20 protein-coding genes and 1 tRNA gene are annotated in these 21,695 nt (G+C 53.0%); 16 read left to right on the top strand and 5 right to left on the bottom strand.

Annotation, left to right across the window (positions count from 1 at the left end; translation table 11 throughout):
- The first annotated feature begins 50 nt into the window (after window positions 1-50).
- On the top strand, window positions 51-308 hold the full coding sequence (locus tag ACA373_RS07150; RefSeq protein WP_253460339.1) for an antitoxin: 258 nt from the start codon (window positions 51-53) through the stop codon (window positions 306-308).
- Window positions 309-641, top strand: coding sequence for a type II toxin-antitoxin system PemK/MazF family toxin (locus ACA373_RS07145; RefSeq protein ID WP_301251018.1), 333 nt, complete (start codon window positions 309-311; stop codon window positions 639-641).
- Between the two features lie 381 nt (window positions 642-1,022).
- Here ACA373_RS07145 and ACA373_RS07140 read toward each other — a convergent pair.
- A tRNA-Asn gene (locus ACA373_RS07140) sits at window positions 1,023-1,098 on the bottom strand.
- Window positions 1,099-1,595: 497 nt separating this feature from the next.
- On the opposite strand from ACA373_RS07140, the gene ACA373_RS07135 reads away from it, so the two are divergent.
- The 9 genes from ACA373_RS07135 to ACA373_RS07095 all read left to right on the top strand — a co-directional run bounded on the left by ACA373_RS07135 (window position 1,596) and on the right by ACA373_RS07095 (window position 10,387).
- On the top strand, window positions 1,596-2,513 hold the full coding sequence (locus tag ACA373_RS07135; RefSeq protein ID WP_253460345.1) for a sugar ABC transporter substrate-binding protein: 918 nt from the start codon (window positions 1,596-1,598) through the stop codon (window positions 2,511-2,513).
- Window positions 2,514-2,525: 12 nt separating this feature from the next.
- Window positions 2,526-4,010, top strand: coding sequence for a sugar ABC transporter ATP-binding protein (locus ACA373_RS07130; protein ID WP_301251014.1), 1,485 nt, complete (start codon window positions 2,526-2,528; stop codon window positions 4,008-4,010).
- A gap of 26 nt (window positions 4,011-4,036) precedes the next feature.
- On the top strand, window positions 4,037-5,050 hold the full coding sequence (locus tag ACA373_RS07125; protein ID WP_370734459.1) for an ABC transporter permease: 1,014 nt from the start codon (window positions 4,037-4,039) through the stop codon (window positions 5,048-5,050).
- Between the two features lie 317 nt (window positions 5,051-5,367).
- The gene (nac, locus tag ACA373_RS07120) at window positions 5,368-6,285 is read left to right on the top strand and encodes a nitrogen assimilation transcriptional regulator NAC (protein ID WP_253460354.1); all 918 of its coding nucleotides are present in this window, start codon (window positions 5,368-5,370) and stop codon (window positions 6,283-6,285) included.
- A 140-nt stretch (window positions 6,286-6,425) separates the two neighbouring features.
- A complete protein-coding gene (gene cbl, locus ACA373_RS07115; RefSeq protein WP_253460357.1) occupies window positions 6,426-7,385 on the top strand; it encodes an HTH-type transcriptional regulator Cbl in 960 nt (319 codons plus the stop codon).
- Window positions 7,386-7,695: 310 nt separating this feature from the next.
- Complete coding sequence (locus ACA373_RS07110; protein WP_301251012.1) at window positions 7,696-8,355, top strand: DUF3313 domain-containing protein; 660 nt, start codon at window positions 7,696-7,698, stop codon at window positions 8,353-8,355.
- 418 nt (window positions 8,356-8,773) lie between these two features.
- Window positions 8,774-8,959, top strand: a complete 186-nt coding sequence (locus ACA373_RS07105) for a hypothetical protein (RefSeq protein WP_370734470.1) — start codon at window positions 8,774-8,776, stop codon at window positions 8,957-8,959.
- 10 nt (window positions 8,960-8,969) lie between these two features.
- Window positions 8,970-9,803: a GNAT family N-acetyltransferase gene (locus tag ACA373_RS07100; RefSeq protein ID WP_301730401.1), complete on the top strand. Its 834-nt coding sequence runs from the start codon at window positions 8,970-8,972 to the stop codon at window positions 9,801-9,803.
- Window positions 9,804-9,877: 74 nt separating this feature from the next.
- Window positions 9,878-10,387 (top strand): Lrp/AsnC family transcriptional regulator, encoded by a 510-nt coding sequence (locus tag ACA373_RS07095; RefSeq protein WP_253460368.1) that lies wholly within the window; start codon window positions 9,878-9,880, stop codon window positions 10,385-10,387.
- A gap of 234 nt (window positions 10,388-10,621) precedes the next feature.
- On the opposite strand, the gene ACA373_RS07090 is transcribed toward ACA373_RS07095, so the two are convergent.
- Complete coding sequence (locus ACA373_RS07090) at window positions 10,622-11,500, bottom strand: LysR family transcriptional regulator (protein ID WP_253460371.1); 879 nt, start codon at window positions 11,498-11,500, stop codon at window positions 10,622-10,624.
- Window positions 11,501-11,997: 497 nt separating this feature from the next.
- Between ACA373_RS07090 and ACA373_RS07085 the strand changes: the two genes are divergently transcribed.
- From ACA373_RS07085 to phnH, 4 genes are all read left to right on the top strand, one after another.
- Window positions 11,998-13,737, top strand: coding sequence for a hypothetical protein (locus ACA373_RS07085; RefSeq protein ID WP_253460374.1), 1,740 nt, complete (start codon window positions 11,998-12,000; stop codon window positions 13,735-13,737).
- Between the two features lie 504 nt (window positions 13,738-14,241).
- Window positions 14,242-16,881, top strand: a complete 2,640-nt coding sequence (locus tag ACA373_RS07080) for a lytic polysaccharide monooxygenase (RefSeq protein ID WP_370734256.1) — start codon at window positions 14,242-14,244, stop codon at window positions 16,879-16,881.
- Between the two features lie 226 nt (window positions 16,882-17,107).
- The gene (locus ACA373_RS07075; RefSeq protein WP_253460380.1) at window positions 17,108-17,560 is read left to right on the top strand and encodes a lysozyme; all 453 of its coding nucleotides are present in this window, start codon (window positions 17,108-17,110) and stop codon (window positions 17,558-17,560) included.
- A 157-nt stretch (window positions 17,561-17,717) separates the two neighbouring features.
- Window positions 17,718-18,275: a phosphonate C-P lyase system protein PhnH gene (phnH, locus tag ACA373_RS07070; RefSeq protein WP_253460383.1), complete on the top strand. Its 558-nt coding sequence runs from the start codon at window positions 17,718-17,720 to the stop codon at window positions 18,273-18,275.
- Here the strand turns inward: phnH and ACA373_RS07065 are convergent.
- From ACA373_RS07065 to ACA373_RS07055, 3 genes are all read right to left on the bottom strand, one after another.
- Window positions 18,272-19,090, bottom strand: coding sequence for a glycosyltransferase family 8 protein (locus tag ACA373_RS07065; RefSeq protein WP_253460386.1), 819 nt, complete (start codon window positions 19,088-19,090; stop codon window positions 18,272-18,274). The two genes, phnH and ACA373_RS07065, sit on opposite strands and share 4 nt — an antisense overlap.
- Window positions 19,091-19,105: 15 nt before the next feature.
- Entirely contained in the window at window positions 19,106-20,482 is a 1,377-nt protein-coding gene (locus ACA373_RS07060) for a D-arabinono-1,4-lactone oxidase (RefSeq protein ID WP_253460389.1), read from the bottom strand.
- A gap of 146 nt (window positions 20,483-20,628) precedes the next feature.
- The gene (locus tag ACA373_RS07055) at window positions 20,629-21,270 is read right to left on the bottom strand and encodes a TetR family transcriptional regulator (RefSeq protein ID WP_253460391.1); all 642 of its coding nucleotides are present in this window, start codon (window positions 21,268-21,270) and stop codon (window positions 20,629-20,631) included.
- Between the two features lie 171 nt (window positions 21,271-21,441).
- On the opposite strand from ACA373_RS07055, the gene ACA373_RS07050 reads away from it, so the two are divergent.
- Complete coding sequence (locus ACA373_RS07050; protein WP_253460394.1) at window positions 21,442-21,612, top strand: hypothetical protein; 171 nt, start codon at window positions 21,442-21,444, stop codon at window positions 21,610-21,612.
- The last annotated feature ends 83 nt before the right edge of the window (window positions 21,613-21,695 follow it).

The following is a 21,695-nucleotide window of genomic DNA, read 5'->3' as shown; positions in this document are numbered from 1 at the left end:
CATCGCCTGCCCTGGATGTTATATTAAAATATAATATCCGGAGGTGCTCTATGTATACCACTCGCCTGAAAAAGGTCGGCGGATCCGTCATGTTGGCGGTTCCTCCTGCCGTGTTGAAAACGCTGGCGCTGTCGACGGACAGCGAAGTAGGTATGACCATTGATAATGGCTGCCTGATTATTGAACCCCAAAAACGGCCCCGTTATTCGCTTGAGGAGCTGCTGGCGCAGTGCGATCCGCACGCCGAAATGAGCGAAGAGGATCGTGAATGGATTGATGCGCCTGCGATGGGCAAGGAGATCCTGTAAATGGACAGAGGGGAAATCTGGCTTGTTTCACTGGATCCGATTGCCGGCCACGAGCAAAGTGGACAACGTCCGGTACTGATCGTATCGAAGGCATCGTTTAACAAGCTGACCCGGCTACCCGTTATTGTTCCCGTTACCCACGGCGGAAACGTTGCCCGAACAGCCGGTTTTACCGTTTCACTGGACGAGGCGGGAACAAAAACGACGGGCGTGATCCGCTGCGACCAGCCCAGAACCATTGATATGGCGGCCCGAAATGGTAAGCGGCTGGAACGTATACCTGACGTCGTTGTGAATGAAGTGCTGGCCCGCCTGGAGGCCATGTTGAGCTAATGTTTTTTAGGCCACCTGAACGAGGGCGCTGTCACATACAGCGCCCTCGTTTTTGCGAGGCTTGCGAATATGCATCCAGAGCAAGGGAAGATCCTTTCGGTTAAAGCGATATTTGAAATACCAGAGGTTTTAACCGCCTGAATCGACAAGCAAATACAGGAGATGAGAATCGGTCAGCGTAAAGGGATTTTCAGAAGGCTTAAAGCTGTGGATTTTAGTGACGTTCAGAAACACTGGGCGGTCACTCCATAGTAAAACTGAAATGACCCCAAATCTTGCCCAATGCAGAGGGGGAATGAAAATGCATTGGGTAGGTTTTCACGCTAGCTTGTTGAATCTAAATAACATAAAGATTCGTGAAGATGCATGACAACATAAATATGGCTCCTCTGACTGGACTCGAACCAGTGACATACGGATTAACAGTCCGCCGTTCTACCGACTGAACTACAGAGGAATCGGTTTCGATGGGGCGCATAGTAACGGCCGCGTCCGGGCGTGTCAAAGGTCGAATGCCATTTTGCCGCGCGTTCGGCCGCAAAATCAGCAACCCGCTCTGTTTCTCGCCCGTTCGGGCAAAACTCAATCTCTTGCGCCAGATCGCACTTTACGGCGAATGCCTTGCTGATGTTAGAGGTGTGTCAAAATTTTGTTGTTTGCCGTTTTTAAAACGTGCGTTTCGGTGCTTTTATGTAAAAAGTTTCAAAAATGTTAATTATGGAATAATTGCACTGATCAGTCAGTCGGCCGCTATATGTCGAAGCGATAAAGACTGAAAAACTAAATTAAGCTTTTGATAAATATTGTTAATAACCAGGAGCAATCTGACTAAGACATTGCTTTTTCACCACTTAAAAATGTTATCCAGGCACCGGTGAAGTTGTGTGAATGTAAAAAATATCTTTCATTCGAGGTCCAGCCAGCCGCACAAGCTAATCACATAAGGGCTCTATCATGAAAAAATTCGTTGCAGGGTTACTGTTAGTCTGTTCGCTGCCTGCTGTCGCGCTGGCAAAAGATCTCCAGATGGGTGTCTCAATGGCGCTGTTTGACGACAACTTCCTCACCATCGTTCGCAATTCTATGCAAAAAGAACTTCAAAAAGAAAACGTTAAAGGGCAGGTAGAAGATGCCAAAAACGATGTTTCCCAGCAGCTACAGCAGGTGCAGAACTTTATCGGGCAGGGCGTGGACGCCATTATCGTCAATCCGGTCGACACCAACGCGGTTAAACCGATTATGGATCAGGCCAGCAAGGCGGGCATCCCGCTGATTTTTATTAACCGCCGTCCCGCAGCCGAACTGACGGGCAAAATGGCCTATGTTGGCTCCAACTCGCAGCTGGCGGGGCGTTTGCAGATGGAAGCGCTGGCTAAACAAATGAATTACAAAGGCAACGTCGCCATCCTATTAGGCGATCTGGCCAATGAATCGACGCGTGAACGTACCAAAGGCGTGAAAGAGATTGTTGCGAAATATCCTGGTTTAAAAATCGTTCAGGAGCAGACCGCGAAGTTTATGCGTAACGATGCGGTAGATGTGGTCAGTAACTGGCTCACCGCTGGCGACGATATTCAGGCGATCGCTGCCAATAATGACGAAATGGCGATTGGCGCGCTTCAGGCGCTGGGAAAAAACAGCGACCACGTGCTGGTGGCGGGGGTTGACGGCACGCCGGACGCGCTGCAAATGATCAAAAACGGCAAAATGGTCGCTACCGTTTTTCAGGACGCAAAAGGCCAGGGCGAGGGGGCGGTACAGGCGGCGGTGAAGCTGGCAAAAGGTGAAAACGTGGAATCGAACGTCGATATCCCTTTCCAGCTGATCACCAAAGAAAACATGGCGAAGTTTACCAGCCTGAACCAGAAATAGCCGGGGTGCATCATGACCGCATATGCGCTTGAAGCCGAAGGCATCAGCAAGTTTTTTCCTGGCGTAAAGGCACTGAACAACGTCTCTTTACGGGTCAGGCCCGGCAGCGTACACGCGCTGATGGGCGAAAACGGCGCGGGAAAATCCACGCTGATGAAATGCCTGATAGGAATTTATCGCCCGGATGAAGGCTTAATCCGCGTCAGGGGCGAGGCGGTAGCGTTTCAGGACACGCTGGACGCGCTGCGCGCAGGCATTTCGATGATCCACCAGGAGCTTAACCTGGTGCCTCATATGACGGTGGCGGAAAACATCTGGCTGGGCCGCGAGCCGATGAAATATGGCTTTGTCGATCACGGCAGCCTTCATCGCCAGACCCGCGAGTTGTTAAACAAGCTGAACATTCGCCTTGCGCCGGACGATCTGGTGGGCGATTTGAGCATCGCCTCGCAGCAAATGGTAGAGATCGCTAAAGCCGTATCCTGGAATGCGGATGTGGTGATCATGGATGAGCCAACCTCCGCGCTGACTGAAACCGAGGTTTCGCATCTTTTCGCTATCATTCGCGATCTCAGAGAGCAGGGTAAAGCCATCATCTATATCAGCCACAAAATGGATGAAATCTTTACGATTACCGATGAGGTCAGCGTATTTCGCGACGGTGCCTGGGTCGGCAGCAGCGCGACGGCGGACTATACGCGGCAGTCGCTGATTACCCAGATGGTCGGGCGCGAGCTGACCCAGCTTTTTCCCAAGTTCAACACGGCCATTGGCGAAGAGGTGCTGACGGTACGTCATTTGCAGCGTAAAGGCGTGTTTGATGACATCAGCTTCGGCGTGCGCCGTGGTGAAATTCTGGGCGTGGCGGGGCTGGTCGGCGCGGGCCGCAGCGAGGTGATGGAAAGCCTGTTTGGCATGACCAGCCCCGACGGCGGCGAAATTCTGATAGACGGCGTGCCGGTAAAAATAGATTCGCCTGCCACGGCGATAGAAAAGGGGCTGGCTTTTCTTACTGAAGATCGGAAAAAGTCCGGGCTGTTTCTGGTGCTGTCGGTGATGGAAAACATGAGCATCGTCAACATGCCGGAATACAGCAGCCGCGCGGGCTTTGTCAGTCATATCCAGATGGCGAAGGACTGCATGGAGCAGATCCGTCGGCTGAACATCAAAACGCCCACTATGGATCAAATCATCAATAACCTCAGCGGCGGCAACCAGCAAAAGGTGCTGATCGCCCGCTGGCTGCTGGCACAGCCCAAAGTCCTGATCCTGGACGAGCCGACGCGCGGCATCGACGTGGGCGCGAAAGCGGAAATTTACCGGCTAATCAGCGAACTGGCGAATCGCGGCGTCGCCATCATCATGGTTTCTTCTGAACTGCCGGAAATACTCGGCATGAGCGATCGGGTGATGGTCATGCACGGCGGCCGCATCACCGGCATCCTCAATAAAGAAGAGGCCGATCAGGAATCCATTTTGTCACTGGCGTCTGAATAAGGGCTGAAACCATGAGCGACGTAAAAATGAGTGGCCAACAGCCGTCTTCGGCAACGTTTTTAAGCAGTTTTAAGGGAAAGATGCCGAAGGATACCGGCATTTTTATCGTGATGGTCGCCATCGCGCTGATTTTTGAAGCGGCAGGCTGGTACGTGCGCGATCAATCGTTTTTGCTTAATCCAAACCGGCTGGTGCTGATTATTTTGCAGGTTGCCATTATCGGCATTATTGCGGTCGGCGTGACCCAGGTGATTATTACCACGGGGATTGATCTCTCATCCGGCTCGGTGATTGCTTTAACCGCCGTGGTGGCGGCCAGCCTGGCGCAAACCTCCGACAGCCTTTCCCCGATGTTCCCGTCGCTGGTCAACATGCCTGCGGCGGTGCCGATCGTAGCCGGGGTCGGCGTGGGGTTGCTTTGCGGGGTGGTGAACGGCGTGCTGATCACTAAAACCGGTATTCCGCCCTTTATCGCCACGCTGGGCATGATGGTTTCCGCGCGCGGGCTGGCGCAATACTACACGCAGGGCAACCCGATCAGCTTCCTTTCCGACAGTTTTACCGCCATCGGCCAGGGCGCAATGCCGGTAGTCATCTTCCTGGTCGTCGCGGTCATTTTCCATATCGCGCTGAAACACACCCGTTATGGCAAGTACGTTTACGCCATTGGCGGCAATATGACCTCGGCGAAAGTTTCCGGGATTAACGTCAATAAATACCTGGTGATTGTTTATACCATCGCGGGCGGGCTTTCCGGCCTGGCTGGCGTAGTCCTGGCGGCGCGCGTCAGCAGCGGCCAGTCCAGCATGGGCATGTCCTATGAGCTGGATGCGATTGCCGCCGCCGTCATCGGCGGCAGCAGCCTGATGGGTGGCGTAGGGAGGATTACAGGTACGCTGATCGGCGCGGTGATTTTAGGGCTGATTAAGAGCGGCTTTACCTTTGTTGGCGTGGACGCCTACGTTCAGGACATTATCAAAGGCATTATTATCGTCAGCGCCGTTTCAGTGGATATGTACCGCAATCGTAAAAAGCGCTAGCGGGCAGGGGCCAGGCCGGCCCCTGTATTCCTCTCAGCCGCCGCTTTTTTATGCCATGTAAACGTTACCATGCACAGCCTGACAGCATATTTTGCACCTCATCGGTGCAGGCAAGCGGTTGGTGAAAGCATTAAAAAAAAGCGTTACTCCTTTAGAGGTAATCAGATTCTCTTATTTTACCGGCGCTTAGCCTGAAACAAATGGGCTGAAAGCGCAGCCGGAAGTTTCTGGCACGTCACTTGCAATTCTTAACCCGCACCAGAGTGAAAACTTATTTTTTAGCGCCAGTAACAATGGCGTCCCGTGACGGAGGCAAAATGAACTTAAGACGACTGAAATATTTTGTAAAAATCGTCGATATTGGCAGCCTGACCCAGGCCGCAGAGGTGCTGCATATTGCGCAGCCTGCGCTCAGTCAGCAGGTTGCCACGCTGGAGAACGAGCTGGACCAGCAGCTGCTTATCCGTACCAAGCGCGGCGTGACGCCTACGGAAGCCGGGAAGATTTTATACGCCCACGCCCGTACCATTTTACGGCAGTGCGAACAGGCGCAAACGGCGGTGATCAACGCCGGGCAGACGCTGACCGGCCAGGTTTCAATCGGTCTGGCGCCGGGCACCGCCGCCTCTTCGCTGACCATGCCTTTATTGCAAACCGTGCGCGAACAGTTTCCGGAAGTGCTGGTTTACCTGCACGAAAACAGCGGCGCATCGCTAAACGAAAAAGTGATGGATGGGCAGCTTGATATGGCCGTACTTTACGACCGCGCGCCGTCCGCCGGCATCACCAGCCTGCCGTTGATGAAAGAAGAACTTTATCTGGTTGGCGCAACCGACTGCCCTGGACAAAACATCGATTTAGCCGACGTGGCCAAAATGAACCTGTTTCTGCCGCGCGACTACAGCGCCGTGCGCAAACGCGTCGACGAAGCGTTTTCGCTGCGCCGCCTGAGCGCCCGCATTATCGGCGAAATTGAATCGATCGCCACGCTGACCGCCGCCGTCTCCAGCGGCATGGGTGTGACCGTACTGCCGGAATCCGCAGCGCGCGCGCTGGTCAGCTCCACCGATGCCTGGATGGCGCGCATCAACAGCCCAACGCTGAACCTGCCGCTGTCGCTGAACGTTTCGGCGCGCTCGCCGCTTTCTCCTTCTGCGCAGGCGGTAAAAAATATCCTGCTGTCGCTGCTCAACAAACCGACGATTGAAGAGCGTGAACTGATGCTGGTGAGCTAATGCCTTTCTGCGGGCGCGCGTCGGCGCGCCTCACTCCTATATCGCTAAAAAGCATATAAAACCTCTTTTTATTATTTGTTGCTATCAATGTGCCTTATTAACATGGCTGAAACCAACAGATAACAGAGGGAGAGGCGCACGTGAATTTTCAGCAACTTAAAATCATCCGGGAAGCGGCACGCTGCGAGTTTAACCTGACCGAAGTGGCTAATGCGCTCTTTACCTCCCAGTCAGGGGTCAGCCGCCATATACGCGATCTGGAAGATGAGCTGGGCGTGGAGATCTTTATCCGTCGCGGCAAGCGGCTGCTCGGAATGACCGAGCCAGGCAAGGCGTTGCTGACTATTGCCGAACGCATCCTGGATGAAGCCGGAAAGGTGCGCCGTCTGGCCGATGTCTTTACCAACGAATCCAGCGGCGTGCTGACCATCGCCACCACGCATACCCAGGCGCGCTATAGTCTGCCAAAGGTGATCAAAGCGTTTCGCGCGCTCTATCCCGGTGTTCGCCTGGAGTTAAATCAGGGCACGCCGCAGGAGATTGTCGCCATGCTGATGGCGGGCGAAGCCGATATCGGTATTGCCAGCGAACAGGTCGTCAATAATCCGTCGCTGGCGGCTTTTCCCTGGTTCAGCTGGCATCATGCGCTGCTGGTGCCAAAGGGGCATCCACTGGAGCAGGAGCAGCCGGTTTCGCTGGCGGCGCTTAGCCGCTATCCCTTAATTACCTATCGCCAGGGCATTACCGGCCGTTCCCGCGTTGACCGCGCCTTTCATGCCGCCGGGCTGACGCCGGATATCGTGCTCAGCGCGCAGGATTCCGACGTGGTAAAAACCTATGTCGAACTTGGGCTGGGCGTGGGCGTGCTGGCGGATCAGGCCTGCCAGCTGGATGCGCAGGCCGCGCTGACCCGGCTGGAAGCCAAACACCTGTTTGAATCCAATACCGTCTGGCTGGGCCTGAAGCGTGGGCAGCTACAGCGCAACTACGTCTGGCAGTTTCTGGAACTGTGCAACGCCAACCTGTCGCTGGAAGAGATCAAGCGCAAGGCGCTTTCCACGCATGACGCGGTAGAACCGGTGCTGGATTTTCAGATTTAAAATTTCAGAGGCGTCCCGAAGAACAGCAAAGAAAGCCGTTCGCCCGGCAATATTGCCTTGTTTTTGCCCCTGGGCCTGGGTAGCTTGCGTACGGTGTCGTGCAGCAAAAAAATTTTATGGTGGGGTTTTATTCATTGGATGCGATCCATAGTGGTAATAGCCTTTAGCGCGCCTGGCCAGGCGCGCTATCGCCGTACAGCATGTTATTGAAAGCAAAGCGGCGGGGCGATCGCATAGTTAACACTGCCAGCAAGTAAATCAACGGCGAACGACTATGCTGTAAAGCAGGTTTATCCACTCAGGGGGTTGTATGGTTGTTGCTAAAAGAACGCTGCCTTTTGCTCTCCTCGCTATTTTATTGACCGGCTGTGCCAGTAAAACCGCCGAGCAGTCGCAATATTCCGGCTTTTTAGGAAACTATGCAGAGATAAAACCGGTAAACACAGCAAGCGGGCATGAAACGCTGCGCTGGATTGCGCCCGATTATCAGTCAGATCGTTATACCAGCCTCTATTTTGCGCCTGTTACTTATTATCCTCGCGCGTTACCCAACAGTCGGGTCTCTGCCGCCACGCTGGAGCAAATCCGTAGCTATACCGAATCCAGTCTTAAAAGCGCGCTGGCCGGGCGTAAGAAGATTGTCGACACCCCTCAGCCTGGCGGTCTGATAGTGAAAACGGCCATTACTGCCGTAACCGCTGAAAACAAAGATCTCCAGTTTTATGAGGTGGTGCCGGTCGCCGCCGTGGTAGCAGGCACGATGGCCGCCACCGGGCATCGCAGCCAGAACGCCGAGCTATTTATCGAGGCGGAAGCGATTGATATTGCTACCGGCAAGCCGGTTATTAAAATTATCCGTAAAGGATACGGTAAAAGCGTGGCGAACGGCACTGTGCCAATTACCCCGGCGGACGTGAAGGGCGCTATTGACGATATGGTGAAGGATGTGGCGACGTTCTCAACGCCATAGCCAGGCTTGCGGCGGTAAAGCGCCAACGGCCTGACCGCTGTCGGAAAGTATGTTTGAAAATTTATAAAAATGAACGGAGAAAATTATCGGGCCATGATGCGGCCCGATAATCGCCCCCAAATAAGCTTTCCCTTATTCAGCGCATAAAATGTAGTTGTGCAATATCTGACATTATCCGGCCACATCATAATTTTTCTGGGCTCGCTTAAGCCCTGTTATCTCCGCCCGCAGCATAAACCTGCGCCGCGCACGGCTGCGCGTCCACAGTATAAACCTCTGTTGCACATGGCCGCGCGTCCACAATATAAACCTCTGTTGTACATGGCTGCGCGTCCACAGTATAAATTCCTGTTGCACATGGCTGAGCGTCCTAACCTGTGCCGTACAAAGGCTGCGCTATGCGCGGTAGTTTTATCCCATGTTGAAAACCAGGCGCAAAAACCTCAGGCTGGAACGGGGCCTGATGCCTTTCCTGCGAGAACCGGGTGCCGGGCGGCTGGCCGCTAATTTAGCGACCGATTCTGCGCCGGTGGTTGATCCCACGCCGTCCCGCTATGGCAGGCTGACAGACGGCAGCGGCCAGCAACAGCCAGGCATGATTTAAGGAGAAAAGGATGAACATAGTAACGATGAACGAGCAGCATCTTGATGCCGCTTATGCCCTGACGCAGCGGTTACATTGGCCGCACCGCCGTGAAGACTGGCAGCAGGCGCTGGCGCTGGGTGAAGGCCTGGCGGCGATGGAAAACGGCGAGCTGATTGGCACCGTGCTTTACTGGCGCTGGGGCGACTACGCCACCCTTGGTCTGGTGAACGTCGCCGGCAGCGCGCAGGGCAAAGGTATCGGTAAACAGCTTATGCAGACGGCGCTGGCCGCGCTGGAAGGGCATCAGCTGCGCCTGCACGCCACGGAAATGGGCAAAGGGCTGTATGAAAAGCTGGGGTTTGTGGTCACGGGAACGATCGCTCAGCATCAATGTCGCGCGCTGGCACCGGGCGAACGCGTTCTACCGCAGGCGTCGCAAAGCTTGCGCCCCGCTCGCCGCGAAGAGCTGACGGCGCTGAGCAAGCTGGAAACCAGGGCTCACGGGCAGCATCGTCCGGCACTGATCGCCGAGCTTTTTGCCAGCGCAGACCGCTTTCTGGTACTGGAAGAGCAGGATCAAACGGCGGGATTCGCCTGCCTGCGCCGCTTCGGGCACGGCTTCGCTATCGGCCCTATTATCTGTGCCAGTCTACAGCAGGCGAAAGTACTGGTCAGCGAACTGCTTGCCGGTCTGGAAGGCGCCTTCGTCCGTATCGATACCGACAGCGCCTGCGGGCTGGGCGAATGGCTCGTCGCCCTGGGTATGGTTCAGGTTGACGAGCCCATCACCATGTATAAAGGCACCCCCTGGCAGCCGCAGGACGTGCGGGCGTTCGCGCTGGTGAGCCAGGCAATGGCATAAATATCCTCCAGCAATCAGAGCCGGAGCGCGGCCTTATCCGGGCGGCATTGGTGGCGGAGCCGGCGGCGTAAGCGGTGTTTCGCCAGTGGCCGGATATCGGCGAGGCGTTACATATCCCTGCTCTGGTACAGCTGCAAAAGGCCGGTCGCATCAGTCATGTAAACCTTGCCAACGCTGTCGGGCTTTCACCCAGTCCCTGTCTACAGCGGGTAAAACGTCTGGAAACGGCAGGGTTTATTACCGGTTACGAGGCGCACGTTAATTTACCTAAAATTACCGATTCCGTTACCGTCTTCACCGGGGTTACGCTGGCCGGACACCGGCGCGAAGACTTTATGCGTTTTGAAAACGCGCTCCGGGAGGTGGACGAACTGATGGCGTGTCATTTGATTACCGGTGGATACGATTATCTGCTGCGTTTTATTACCCGCAGCATCGAACATTACCAGGAAGTCATTGAAAGCGTTCTGGACGCTAAAATCGGGATAGATAAATACTTTAGCTACATTGTTATTAAATCGCCGATCCTGAAAAGCAGCGTGCCGCTGCGTTCGCTTATCTTTCGTCAAACGATGGAGTTCTGATGGCTGTCGGACATAATGACGGCAAAAATGTTATGAAGGGCGTTATCCTTTCTTATTTTCCCTGGTTGGCGATACGCCAGGGATAGTTCGCTTTTCACCGTCGCGGATGATACCAGTCATTAATTCTGGCGCCATGCTTTACCCGCCAGATCAGGAAAAAGTTTTTTCCCGATGCGTTTCCCGTTGTCCCTCAGCCTGTAAGAATGTTAAAAAAGAGACATCCTGTCTCTGTTATCACGCATTTACCTGTGCGGCGTCAACGGTGTCTAACGCATATTTCAAAGAGAACTCACGTTCTTTCAGATAGTAGATATAGGTTTTAAGCTCCGGGAATGATTTTTCGACTCTGTAACTTAACTCACTGAAATTGCTTATTTTGCTTTGATAAAATGACACCATTGATTCACTGATTAGCCCAACGGCTTCGCCATTGGCAATCAGCGAAATATAATCATAAATATCATCCACGATAATAACCTGCGCCGTAGGACACATAGTCAGGATTTTGGCGTGCGCGTTTTTCACATAGTGTTCGTAAAAGCCATTGGTAGGAATGATGACGGGCGTGTTTTTTATATCGCTAAGCTGCGAATCGGGGAACTTTTTAGAATAGAGATAGCAGGCGGGCTCGCTGAAAAAATTCATCGACAGGATCCCGTTATCGTTGATTTCCCGATGGGAAATAACGCCGTGGATCTCGCCGGAAAGCAGCGATTCCACCGAAGTTTTGGTATCGCAGGAACAATAAGAGACGCTTTCGGTCTTCTTGCGGGTTTTTACCAGCAGGTTGAATAAAAAGGGATTGAGATTTTCTACACCAATCATCAGGCCACGGCGAATATTAACGTTGGTTCTTTTTCGTGAAAAATAGTCTTCCAGTTCCGTCATCTTATCGTAATGCGGCATTATTTTATCGTAGAGTTCCAGCCCTTTTTTGGTCAGGGTGAAATCATGGTCCGTGCGTGAAAATAATTTAAATCCCAGCTCGTCTTCTAATATTTTTATCCGGCGAGAAATAGGGGAAGAGGTAACGAATAATATCTCAGAAGCCTTCTTTAATGACTTCTCTTTCGCCAGCACAATAAAGCATTTCAGATTAGATGACAGAAACATAAAACCTCCAGATCGTTTAACAACTGTTAACTTAGCGTAAATTTATGAAAAATATAGCATACTTACGAAAGCTCTGGATGGGGGGTATTTACAAAATAAGACTGTTTTTATTTTGCTAATCATAGAGATGCTAATTTCTACGCGTGAGCATCATTTTTTAAAATTGTATGAATGGCCTTCAATTATTATCCTGTCAATTCTAAAAACTAAAGCAAGAAATATGGTTTAAACCGCGTTTTTTGGTGGAAACCTAAACCAACATTAAATGCAAGCCTGCAACCCATCAGAAAATGCAACCATCGTATAATATATATTTAATAAAGAGGCTTTAAATGAGTGTCATTGGTGACAACAACCAGGATAATTTAACATCACAACAGGTTAAGTTAAATGAAATGGTCAGGAACTTAAACGTACTTGATAAAGATGGCAAAGCTATTGACTTCGACAGAATTGTATATCTTGCGCATTCAGCTAATGAAGAAAATAACTTTTCTATGCTGAACTCTATTGATGAATTACGGGCGCACGAGCCTGCCGCCCACGGCGAACTGGCTATTGTGCTTTCTTATAGTGCAGGAACCGGCTACGGCGGCGGTATTTTTATCAGTGACTTTAACGACAAGACGGCGCCGGAAGATGGCGGCATGACTATCGTTACTCCCCGAAATATGCGCTGGAAACGTTATATTACCGATAACGCGGGCGTAACCGTGGTCGATTTCGGCGCTATCCCGGATGGCAAAACGGACTGTCTGGAAGCCGTTACCCGCATGTGGCACTGGTCACGCATCATGGATCGTCAAAACAATGTACGTACCCATGAAAACGTCGGCATCCGCTTTCCGGCAGGTAACTTCTTTATCTCTAAATTTGATTTCTCCGGCCAGGAGGTAAACCGTTTCCGTCTCTCTGGCGCCCACGTCAACTTCGGCTACTTCCCTAACACCCGTCTTTTCTCTGACCAGAAAGACGGCGAATACATGTTTACCGTCAACGCCCGTTGGACCTATATCAGCGGCATTATCGTTAATGGGCAGGACAACACTAAAACCAAAGGGTTCTTTAAAAATATCATCCCCGGCGGTCAGTATCTGCGCGTGACCGGGGTGCATTTCCAGGATTTGGGCGGCCGCGCGCTGGATCTGCTCGATACGCTGGATTGTAAGATCGATCAGTGGTACGCCACCCGCTGCGCCGGCAGCGTTATCTATGGCCGCTGGTCCGATCGCGCCGCTGGCTCCTGGGATCACCTTACCGCTATCGAGCTCAGCAACTTTAATATCCAGTACGGCGTGAAGTCTGAAATGATCGATCTGCCGCGCGCGACGCAGTGCGTGCTGCATAACGGCTGGATTGAGCATACCGAATTCCCCGGCGACCTTTCCAACGGCCAGTGGAAGGTCAATGCGCTGAATCTGGAAGGCAATAAAAATCCGCTCAAGTGCCATCATACGCGCCTTATTTCTACCATGCTGAATGTGCATAACGGCGAGGGGCTGGATCTCTCTGACAGCGGCGAGCGCTGGCTGCCTGTATATGAAGAAGGGCAGATATTCCTTGAAAACCACGGCGCGCGTATTGAAGGTTCGCTGAACTACGAGTACATCACTTCCCAGGAACGTATGGATAACCGTCAGGATCGGGAAACCTGGTTTAAAGTGGGCGAGATTGAGATGCCGGAATGGACCACGCAGATGCAGATGCGCATTATCGGTTCCTCTCAGTTTAATGCGATGCCGGAAACGCAAATCGACTTCACGTCACGCACGCCGGAAGGCGAAGCGATAATCTCTATTCAGAACGTGAACGGCAGCTTTAACGCCTCCTGGGCAGCGGAAGGATCGTGCCCGGTGACGCGGGTCAGGGTGAGATCGCTGGGCAGCAGCAGAGGGGAAATATTTGTTAAGCTGGCTAAATACACCGGCTTCTGTATCGCTCTGATCACCACTAACTGCCACGATCGTTTCTCGCGCGGCGTTCATTTCCGTTTTATCAAGTCTTATACGCAGGTTTCTGCTGCGGAAGCGGCCGTGCTGGATGCCGAGCCGGTAACGGCATTTTTGCAGCACTGGGAAGGAACGGATCGGGTCGGCTATGGTTACAACAATAATAACGACCTGATTATGCGTGGCCGCGTGGTCAGCACCGCGTCGGTTGGTACGGCCAGAGAATGCCTGCGGGTAAGGGTAAACGGTCTTGATTACGCGATTGAACTAAAACCCATAAACAGCTAATGCCCATTAGTAAAAAACCGGCCTTGATATGGCCGGTTTTTTTTCATGTTACTCTTGCATAAAATAACGCAATATTTATTTTTATTTTATTTGCCCACTTGAATCTCTGGCCGCATCTACTGCTCCTTTCCCTGATTAATTACCAAAATGAAATGACGATGTAATGGAATGCCTTTGCTGGTGTTTGCACAAGGTTATAAAATTAAATAACAGCTAAACATATAAATTCTTATACTGTAATTTAAAAAGTAAATAGAATAATCAAAGGTGTTTATTCAGGGTTTAAATAAAACTAAATGACGAGGCGCTTCTATAGATAATTCATATAAAACAAAGGCTTTTCAATTATTAATAGCTAAATGCAATTATTGAGTTTGTCTGTTTTGCCTGGCTGAATAAAATAGAACGCATGCAGTAAGCGCATTATTTTGCTTGCTGGCTGCATAACAAAAGAACATTTTACATAATGGAATATGCATCATGGCAGATGCATATGGAGGAATTATGCCAGCTTCTAAAAATTTATCGGCAGGTCAGATTGCCGGAAACCGCTCCGCGCAAAATAAAATCGTTATGGGCTTCTGGCACAACTGGCCAGCCGTAGGCGCTCAGGGTTATAAACAGGGCCGCTTCACGGAAATGACCCTGTCCGAAATTCCTGTGCAATATAACATTATCGCCGTCGCTTTTATGAAAGTGCTGGATGACAGCGACCGCATCCCTGATTTCAAACCGTATAAAGGAACGGATGCTGAATTCCGCAGCGAAATCGCGAAAGTGCAGGCTCAGGGCCGTAAAGTTCTGATTTCCATGGGCGGTGCCGATGCGCATATCGAAATGCACGCCGGGGACGAAGTGGCGCTGGCCGAGCGTATTATCGCGCTGAGCGATAAATATGGCTTTGACGGCCTGGATATCGATCTGGAGCAGTCTGCGATTACCGCTGCCGATAACCAGACGGTGATCCCTGCTGCGCTGCGCGTGGTGAAAGATCACTACCGCAAGTTCGGTAAGAACTTCATCATCAGCATGGCGCCAGAATTCCCTTACCTGACCAATGGCGGCCATTACAGCCCTTATATCATCGGCCTGGAAGGCTACTACGATTACGTTGCGCCACAGTTCTATAACCAGGGCGGCGACGGCGTCTGGGTTGATGAAATTAACCAATGGGTGTCGCAAAGCAACGACGCGATTAAAGAAGATTTTCTCTATTACCTGACTGAAAGCCTGGTCACCGGTACCCGTAATTTCCTGAAGATCCCAAGCGAAAAATTCATTATCGGCCTGCCAACCAATAACGATGCGGCAGCGACCGGTTATGTCATTAATCCACAGGATGTGAAAAATGCCCTGGCTCGCCTTGAGGCCGCTGGTCTGCCTGTTGCGGGTCTGATGACCTGGTCCGTTAACTGGGATGCCGGTTTTACCAGCGATAACGTGCCTTACAACTGGGAATTTATCCGTCGCTACGGCTACCTGGCCGGTGATGGTGTGGTGCCTGGGCCGACGCCAACTCCGGACCCAACCCCGGAACCAACGCCTGAGCCAACTCCGGAACCAACCCCAGAGCCAACGCCTGAACCCACGCCTGAATCGCAGTTTGAACAGTGGCGCGCGGGCGTGCGTTATATCGATGGTGCCCGCGTGAGCTGGCTGTCACGTAACTATATCTGCGTTATGCAGCATGACTCTAACCTTTTCTGGACGCCTGAACTGGCTACATCGCTCTGGCAGCCAATTTCCACCAACAAAACCACTACGGAATTTAAAACAATGTCAAATAACATCGCTCCGGCGCTGCGCCACGGTCATATCGCCACGCCAGCTTCACGTGCTTTCTTTGCATGGCAGGAAGGCAAACTGAACGCCGGTCAGCTGAACCAGCGCGAAGCGGGTAAATTCTTCCCGGCTGCGCAGAGCGGTCTGCGTGACGCTGTAGCGCCGGACGACAGCCCGAATGCTGTGCCACCACGTGACGGCGAAATCGCCAGCGCCAACCAGGGCGACGGTCGCTTCCTGGATGAGCCAGGCACCCACTGGAAAAAACACACGGTAACCCCAGGCGAAATCATGAAATTCGTCTGGACCTATACCGCAGCCCACACCACTCGTCGCTATAACTACTTTATTACCCGCGAAGACTGGAATCCAAACCAGCCGCTGAGCCGCGCGCAGTTTGAATCCACGCCGTTCTTTAAAGCGGAATTTACCGAGCAGCCTTACTGGAGCCACGGCGCCACGCTGCGTCCGACCGGCCCAACCACGCATGAAATCCAGCTGCCACAGCGTCGCGGCTACCATGTGCTGCTGGCGGTATGGGAAGTTGCCGATACCGGTAACGCGTTCTACCAGGTTATCGATCTGGATTTCGTGGGCAACGGCAACGGCGGCGAAACTGCGCCTGCGGTGCCAGCCAGCCTGCACGCGACCGATATCACCACCAGCAGCATCGCGCTGGCGTGGAACGCTTCTTCAACCGCAGGCGTTTCTTACCGTCTGTATCGTGACAACAATATGATCTTCAACGGTACCCAGCTGAGCTTTGTGGATAACGGCCTGGAGGCAAACACCGCTTACCGCTACACCATCAGCGCGGTCAGCGCTACAGGCAGAGAATCCGTTCGCAGCGAAGCTGTTATCGTGACCACTAAAAATCCTGCCGCCTCCACCACGCCACCAACTGCGCCAGCACAGCTGCACAGCATGGGCGTGACCGCAGACAGCGTTGCGCTGATGTGGGGTTCTTCTCAAGGCAGCAACGCCATTGCCGGCTACATCGTTTACCGCGAAGGTGATGAAATCGCTCGCGTGGCGGCTTCTCAGCTCAGCTATACCGACAGCGGCCTGCGTGCAGAAACCACTTACCGTTACTTTGTTGCCGCTGTGGATTCTCAGGATCTGCTTTCCGTTCCGAGCAACGTACTGAGCATCACCACTCTGGCTAACTGCAACGACGACAACGGCAACGACGACAACGGCGATAACGGCCAGTATCCGGCATGGGTGCTGGGCGGATCTTACACCGCTGGCGATATCGTTACCCATCAAGGTAAAAACTGGGTTTGTATCCAGACGCATGTTGCCCACGCCGTTGACTGGGCGCCGGGTCTGGCAGAAACCCTGTGGCGTCAGGCACGTTAATTTATCCTTGCGGGCCAAAGGGACGCGGCCCGTTCGCCTGACATAAATTAAATCAAATCACGTTGTTAAGTCGTTAACGGCTACTACAGCGTGATTTTTAATACGCCTTCGCCGTTTAACAGCCGCGCGTATTAAAAATCACGTCGGTTTGTCCGTCATTAATCAGCCAGCCGAGCGCTGCATATGGGCAACAGCGTTAATCAGCAAACAGAGAACGGAAAGCAGAATGAACATTAGCGAAAAAGGTATCCGCTTTATTAAAGAGGAAGAGGGCGAGAAGCTGAGCGGCTATCTGGATTCGGTCGGGATAGCGACGATTGGCGTAGGGCATACCGGCCACGTCGATGGCGTTGCCGTCAGCAAAGAGATGATGATCAGCGCGGAAAAATCCACCGAGCTGCTGCGCAAAGATTTAGCGGTCGTCGAGCAGGCTATTGCAAAGCATGTCGCCGTGCCGCTTAGCCAGAATCAATATGACGCGCTTTGCAGCCTGATTTTTAATATTGGCGTAACGGCTTTCGTTAATTCCACGGTCAGAAAAAAACTGAATGAAAAACACTATCAGGAAGCCGCAGAGGCTTTTCTGCTGTGGAAAAGAGCGGGCAAACTGGTCAATCTCCTGCTGCCGCGCAGAAAGCGCGAAAGAATGCTGTTTTTGACGCCGGATGCGCAGCGCTGAAGGCTGACGGGACGGCCCAGTCTGATTTTCATCAGAACGCCACGCATTTTTAACGTCGCTGTCATTTTTTTCTGCCATGCTTAAAAACTTAACGGCTATTCCGTTGCCGTCCGTTCTGCGGGCCGACCAACCAGCCTATTATCTCACAGGAAAATTTATGACTTTGATTGCCAGCTTCAGCCACTCTTTTGCCGATTCGCAGCGCGCCTTCCGCCTTATTCTGAAAGCGATAAGCGAACCCGGTGTAAAAGTGACGCTGCCGCAAATCCCGGTATGGGGCAACGCTTCGCCTGCGGCAACGGCTATTTTAATGACGCTGGTGGATCGGGAAACGCCGTTCTGGCTGGACAGCTCGCTCGGCGACGAGGCGATGCTGGAAAATCTACAGCGTTTTGGCGCCAGAACCACGGCCAAAGCGGAAGCGTCGGTGGCGCTGCTTCATGCCGCTTCCGACATGGCCATTGCGGAATTTTCGCCAGGCGACGCGCCCGCCACCGTGATTATTGAGGTGCCTGCGCTAAGCGGCGGCCTGACGCTGCGCTTAAGCGGCCCGGCCCTGCGTGAGTCTCGCGCCGTTGCGCCAAAGCTGCCGAAAGCGGTTCTGCATTACCTGCGTGAGCGGGTACACTCTTTCCCTCAGCCGATCGACCTGATTTTTACCTGCGGCGATCAGATGATGGCGCTGCCGCACACCACCAACGTTGTGGTCTGTTAACCGGCAATCTCCCACCACATTTTATTCAGCGAGTAGTAGCGATCGTCAGGATTAGGCTGACGCTCCCACGGCTTATCGATAATGTAATGAATATTCTTCACTTCAGGCAGGTGCCACATGGCGCTGTGCTGGAAGGGAAGGGTTTTCAGCGCATTATAGATATAGGGCAGCGGCCGCCAGCGTTGATGATAGTAGTCGTTAAGAAAATCCTGCTCGGCAAACAGATAGCGCGACAAATCCTTCACCTCCGCCAGCTTTTGCAGCATATCGTCATAGACGGCGCGATCCGGCGTCAGCACCAGAAAACCTCCGTTCAGATAATTATCCACTTCGTCAGGCTGCTCCGTATGATCCACGCCCCGGCAGTAGCTATAGAAGCAGTTTTCCGGCGTCCAGTTTTTCGGGTAGCTCGGGATCTTGTTAGGATTGCAGCGGCAGGCGTGGCACGCGGCGATACTCTCTTTTGCCAGCGTCAGGGCAAAGAGTTCATCCATGTTCTGCACCACCAGCATGTCCGCATCTAAGAAAACGATACGCTTAAATTCCGTCAGCTGCCAGGCGGCCAGCTTGGTCCACACTTCGGAGAAGCGCGCGTTGGCGTAGTGCTGCTCCAGGCTGCTGTCGGGGCTGATCGGCTGCACTTCCCGCACCAGGCAGCCTTCCTGCTCCAGGATCTGCCGGCTTTGGGCGTCGATATTTTCCGTGACCATTACCACCAGCGGATAGCGGCTGCCGCTTTTTTTCAGCGAGCGATTCAACGCGCTGACGCCCACCAGATAGCCCGGCTGCGTCAGCAGGGTTGCCCATGCCTTCATTGGCATTCTCCTTAATTAATCAAACAGTGCTGCGGTAAACGCATTATCAAATTTATGCTGCGGATCCAGCGTCTCGCGAACCTGCCGAAACGCCTGCCACTGCGGGTAAATTTCCGGCCAGTGGTAAAGCGACTCGTCAAAGTATTTGCCCCAGTGCGGTCTGCCGCCTTCCGCCGCCAGCACCCGCTCGATGGCCTGCAAAAAGCTGACGCCCTCTTCAGAAAGCGAGCCGTCTTCGGCGTAATAAACCACAAAGCCAAAGAAACAGGTATCTACGCCGTAAGCCGGGCTGAGCCAGCTGGCGGAAGGGCCGGTACAGCGCAAGATAATCGGGTAGTGCATATGCGGCTGCGTTTCGCTGTGCCAGTCTTTAATCTTACGGATGACCTCGCCCACGCGCGACATGGGAATACCGATTTCAACGTTGATCTGCGGCGTAGCGATACCGCGACAGAACACCTGGTAAACGTCGCCGGTTACGTCGGAGAAATCTTTAAAACGCGTGACGGTGCGGAACGGCTTGCCGTTTTCATCCACGATTTTGGTATCGCTGCGCATATGTTCCAGCGTCTGGTCGATGGTTTCGTTCATCGCATCGCTGGTTTGTTCCTGCTTCACCAGATCGTTATTATTGGCGCGATACTGCGCAATCTCTTCGCTATCGGCTTCGCGAGCCGTCCAGACGTGCACCTGATTTTCGTTAGGGAACCACCAGGCTTTGCTCAGCGCATAGTTATGGTTCCAGTCATAGATATCCTGCTCCAGGGTATCGCCGCTGACCGCATTTTTATAACAGGTGTAGATCAGCGAAGATCGCGTGCGCAACGTTACCTGGGTCACAATGCCCAGCGCGCCCACGCCCAGCTGCACGGCGTGAAAGAACGGATGATCGCGATTGAAATCCGCCACCGTGCCGTCGGCCAGCACCATGCGAATGCTCAGCGCCTCGTCGGCGATAGAGCTTTGCTGCAGACCCTGACCGTGCGTGCCGGTCGCCAGCGCGCCCGCCAGCGTTTGCGCGGCGATAACACCGGGCGAGGAGGGCAGCATTTTGCCTTCGGCGCTGAGGATTTCATAAATCTCATGCATGGGCGTGCTGCCCGCAAAGGTCGCGCTGTTCTCATCCATCGCGATTAATCCTCGCAGATGGCGCAAATCCAGCAGCGTATCGCCTGCGGCGGCCAGTTTCAGCACGCGGCCAGGCGACATTTTATTGCCCATTACGCGGATTTTACCGCGGCTGGCAGCAATCAGGCGGCACAGCTCTTCTTCCGTTTTGGGGGCGCTGACGGCGTGGCTGTCGGCCAGCGTCGCGTTCTGCGCCCAGTTCATTATTTTGCCTTCTTCGGCATCCGGCTTACGGCGTGGGTAACCGGAATTTTCGCTTGCCATTGGCAACTCCTGGCGTGAGGCCTTTCAATAGATAAAATGCGGGACGAACTAAAGGGGTTAACCTCAGTAAGCGTAGCTGAATCACCCTGGAACAACAGCGGTTCAGGGTAAAAAAGTTGTACAACATATTTGTAAGTTGTACAACCTTATGCGGCACCGGGCCGCAGATAGCGCAGCGTGGCATCCACTACCAGCTGGCGATTGCGGGCAATACTTTGCTGTTCGCTTTCGTTATCGCCAAACAGCGTATTGAAGGTGTAGCGGTTAGAGACATTATGCGTACAGATGCTGCTAATCAGGCGGTGCACGTCCACCGTATTGACGTTGGGGTCGAAAACGCCGTCGGCTTTGCCCCGCGTTAAGATCTCTTCCAGCACGTTAAGCGCGCTCTGATTTAACGTCTTAATGCGCGCAGACTGGCTGATATAGCGGCCGCGCATCAGGTTTTCGCTGCATACCAGGCGCATAAAGTCGGGATGGGAGAGATGATAGTCAAAACTCGCTTCCGCCAGCCTTTGCATCGCCAGCTGCGGCGGCAGTTCGGTCAGGTTCAGCTCGGTTTCGTGCTGGCGAATAGCCTGGTAGACCTGTTCCAGCACCGCCATGTACAGGTTTTCTTTATTGGTAAAGTGGTAGACCACCATACGTTTAGTGGTGTCGGCGTGGTCGGCGATCTGCTCCATGCGCGCGCCCTGTAAACCAAATTCGGCAAAAGTAGCCAGCGCGCCGGCAAGAATACGTTTCTTTAACCCTTCCGGGTCGTTTTTTCGTTTGGCAAGTGCGGGCATAGCAAATCAGTTAATCCGTGATCCAGAGCCTGAGCGGCTGAAGCGGACAAGAATACCATAAAAACCCTAAGCTGATTTTTGGGAAAGGTTGGAAGAAGTGGATATTTCCCTGCCAGGCGCACCTGCGGTTAAATCCGCTTAACGCATCTATCCGCTTTGCAGGAGAAATTTATGTCTCGTCTGAAAAAGTATTTTGCCGCCTTTTCCGGCTGGTTTACGCCATCGGTTACACCCGAAGAGAGCATCGATCCGTCAAGGCTGAGTGAATCGCTGCTGCCGATCGGCCAGCTGTACGGCTTTGAGATGAGCTGGCTGCGCGCAAGGGGCTACGGTGAAAAATAATCGCTACCGCCTGACGCTGCGCTACAGCTACTGGAATGAACTGTGCGCTTTAGCGTGCCGCGTCTTCAGCAACGCGGCACGTC

The organism is Erwinia sp. STN24, from assembly GCF_041320675.1.
In the GTDB taxonomy this organism is placed as follows: domain Bacteria; phylum Pseudomonadota; class Gammaproteobacteria; order Enterobacterales; family Enterobacteriaceae; genus Erwinia; species Erwinia aeris.
This window is presented reverse-complemented; position numbering and strand designations above follow the sequence as displayed.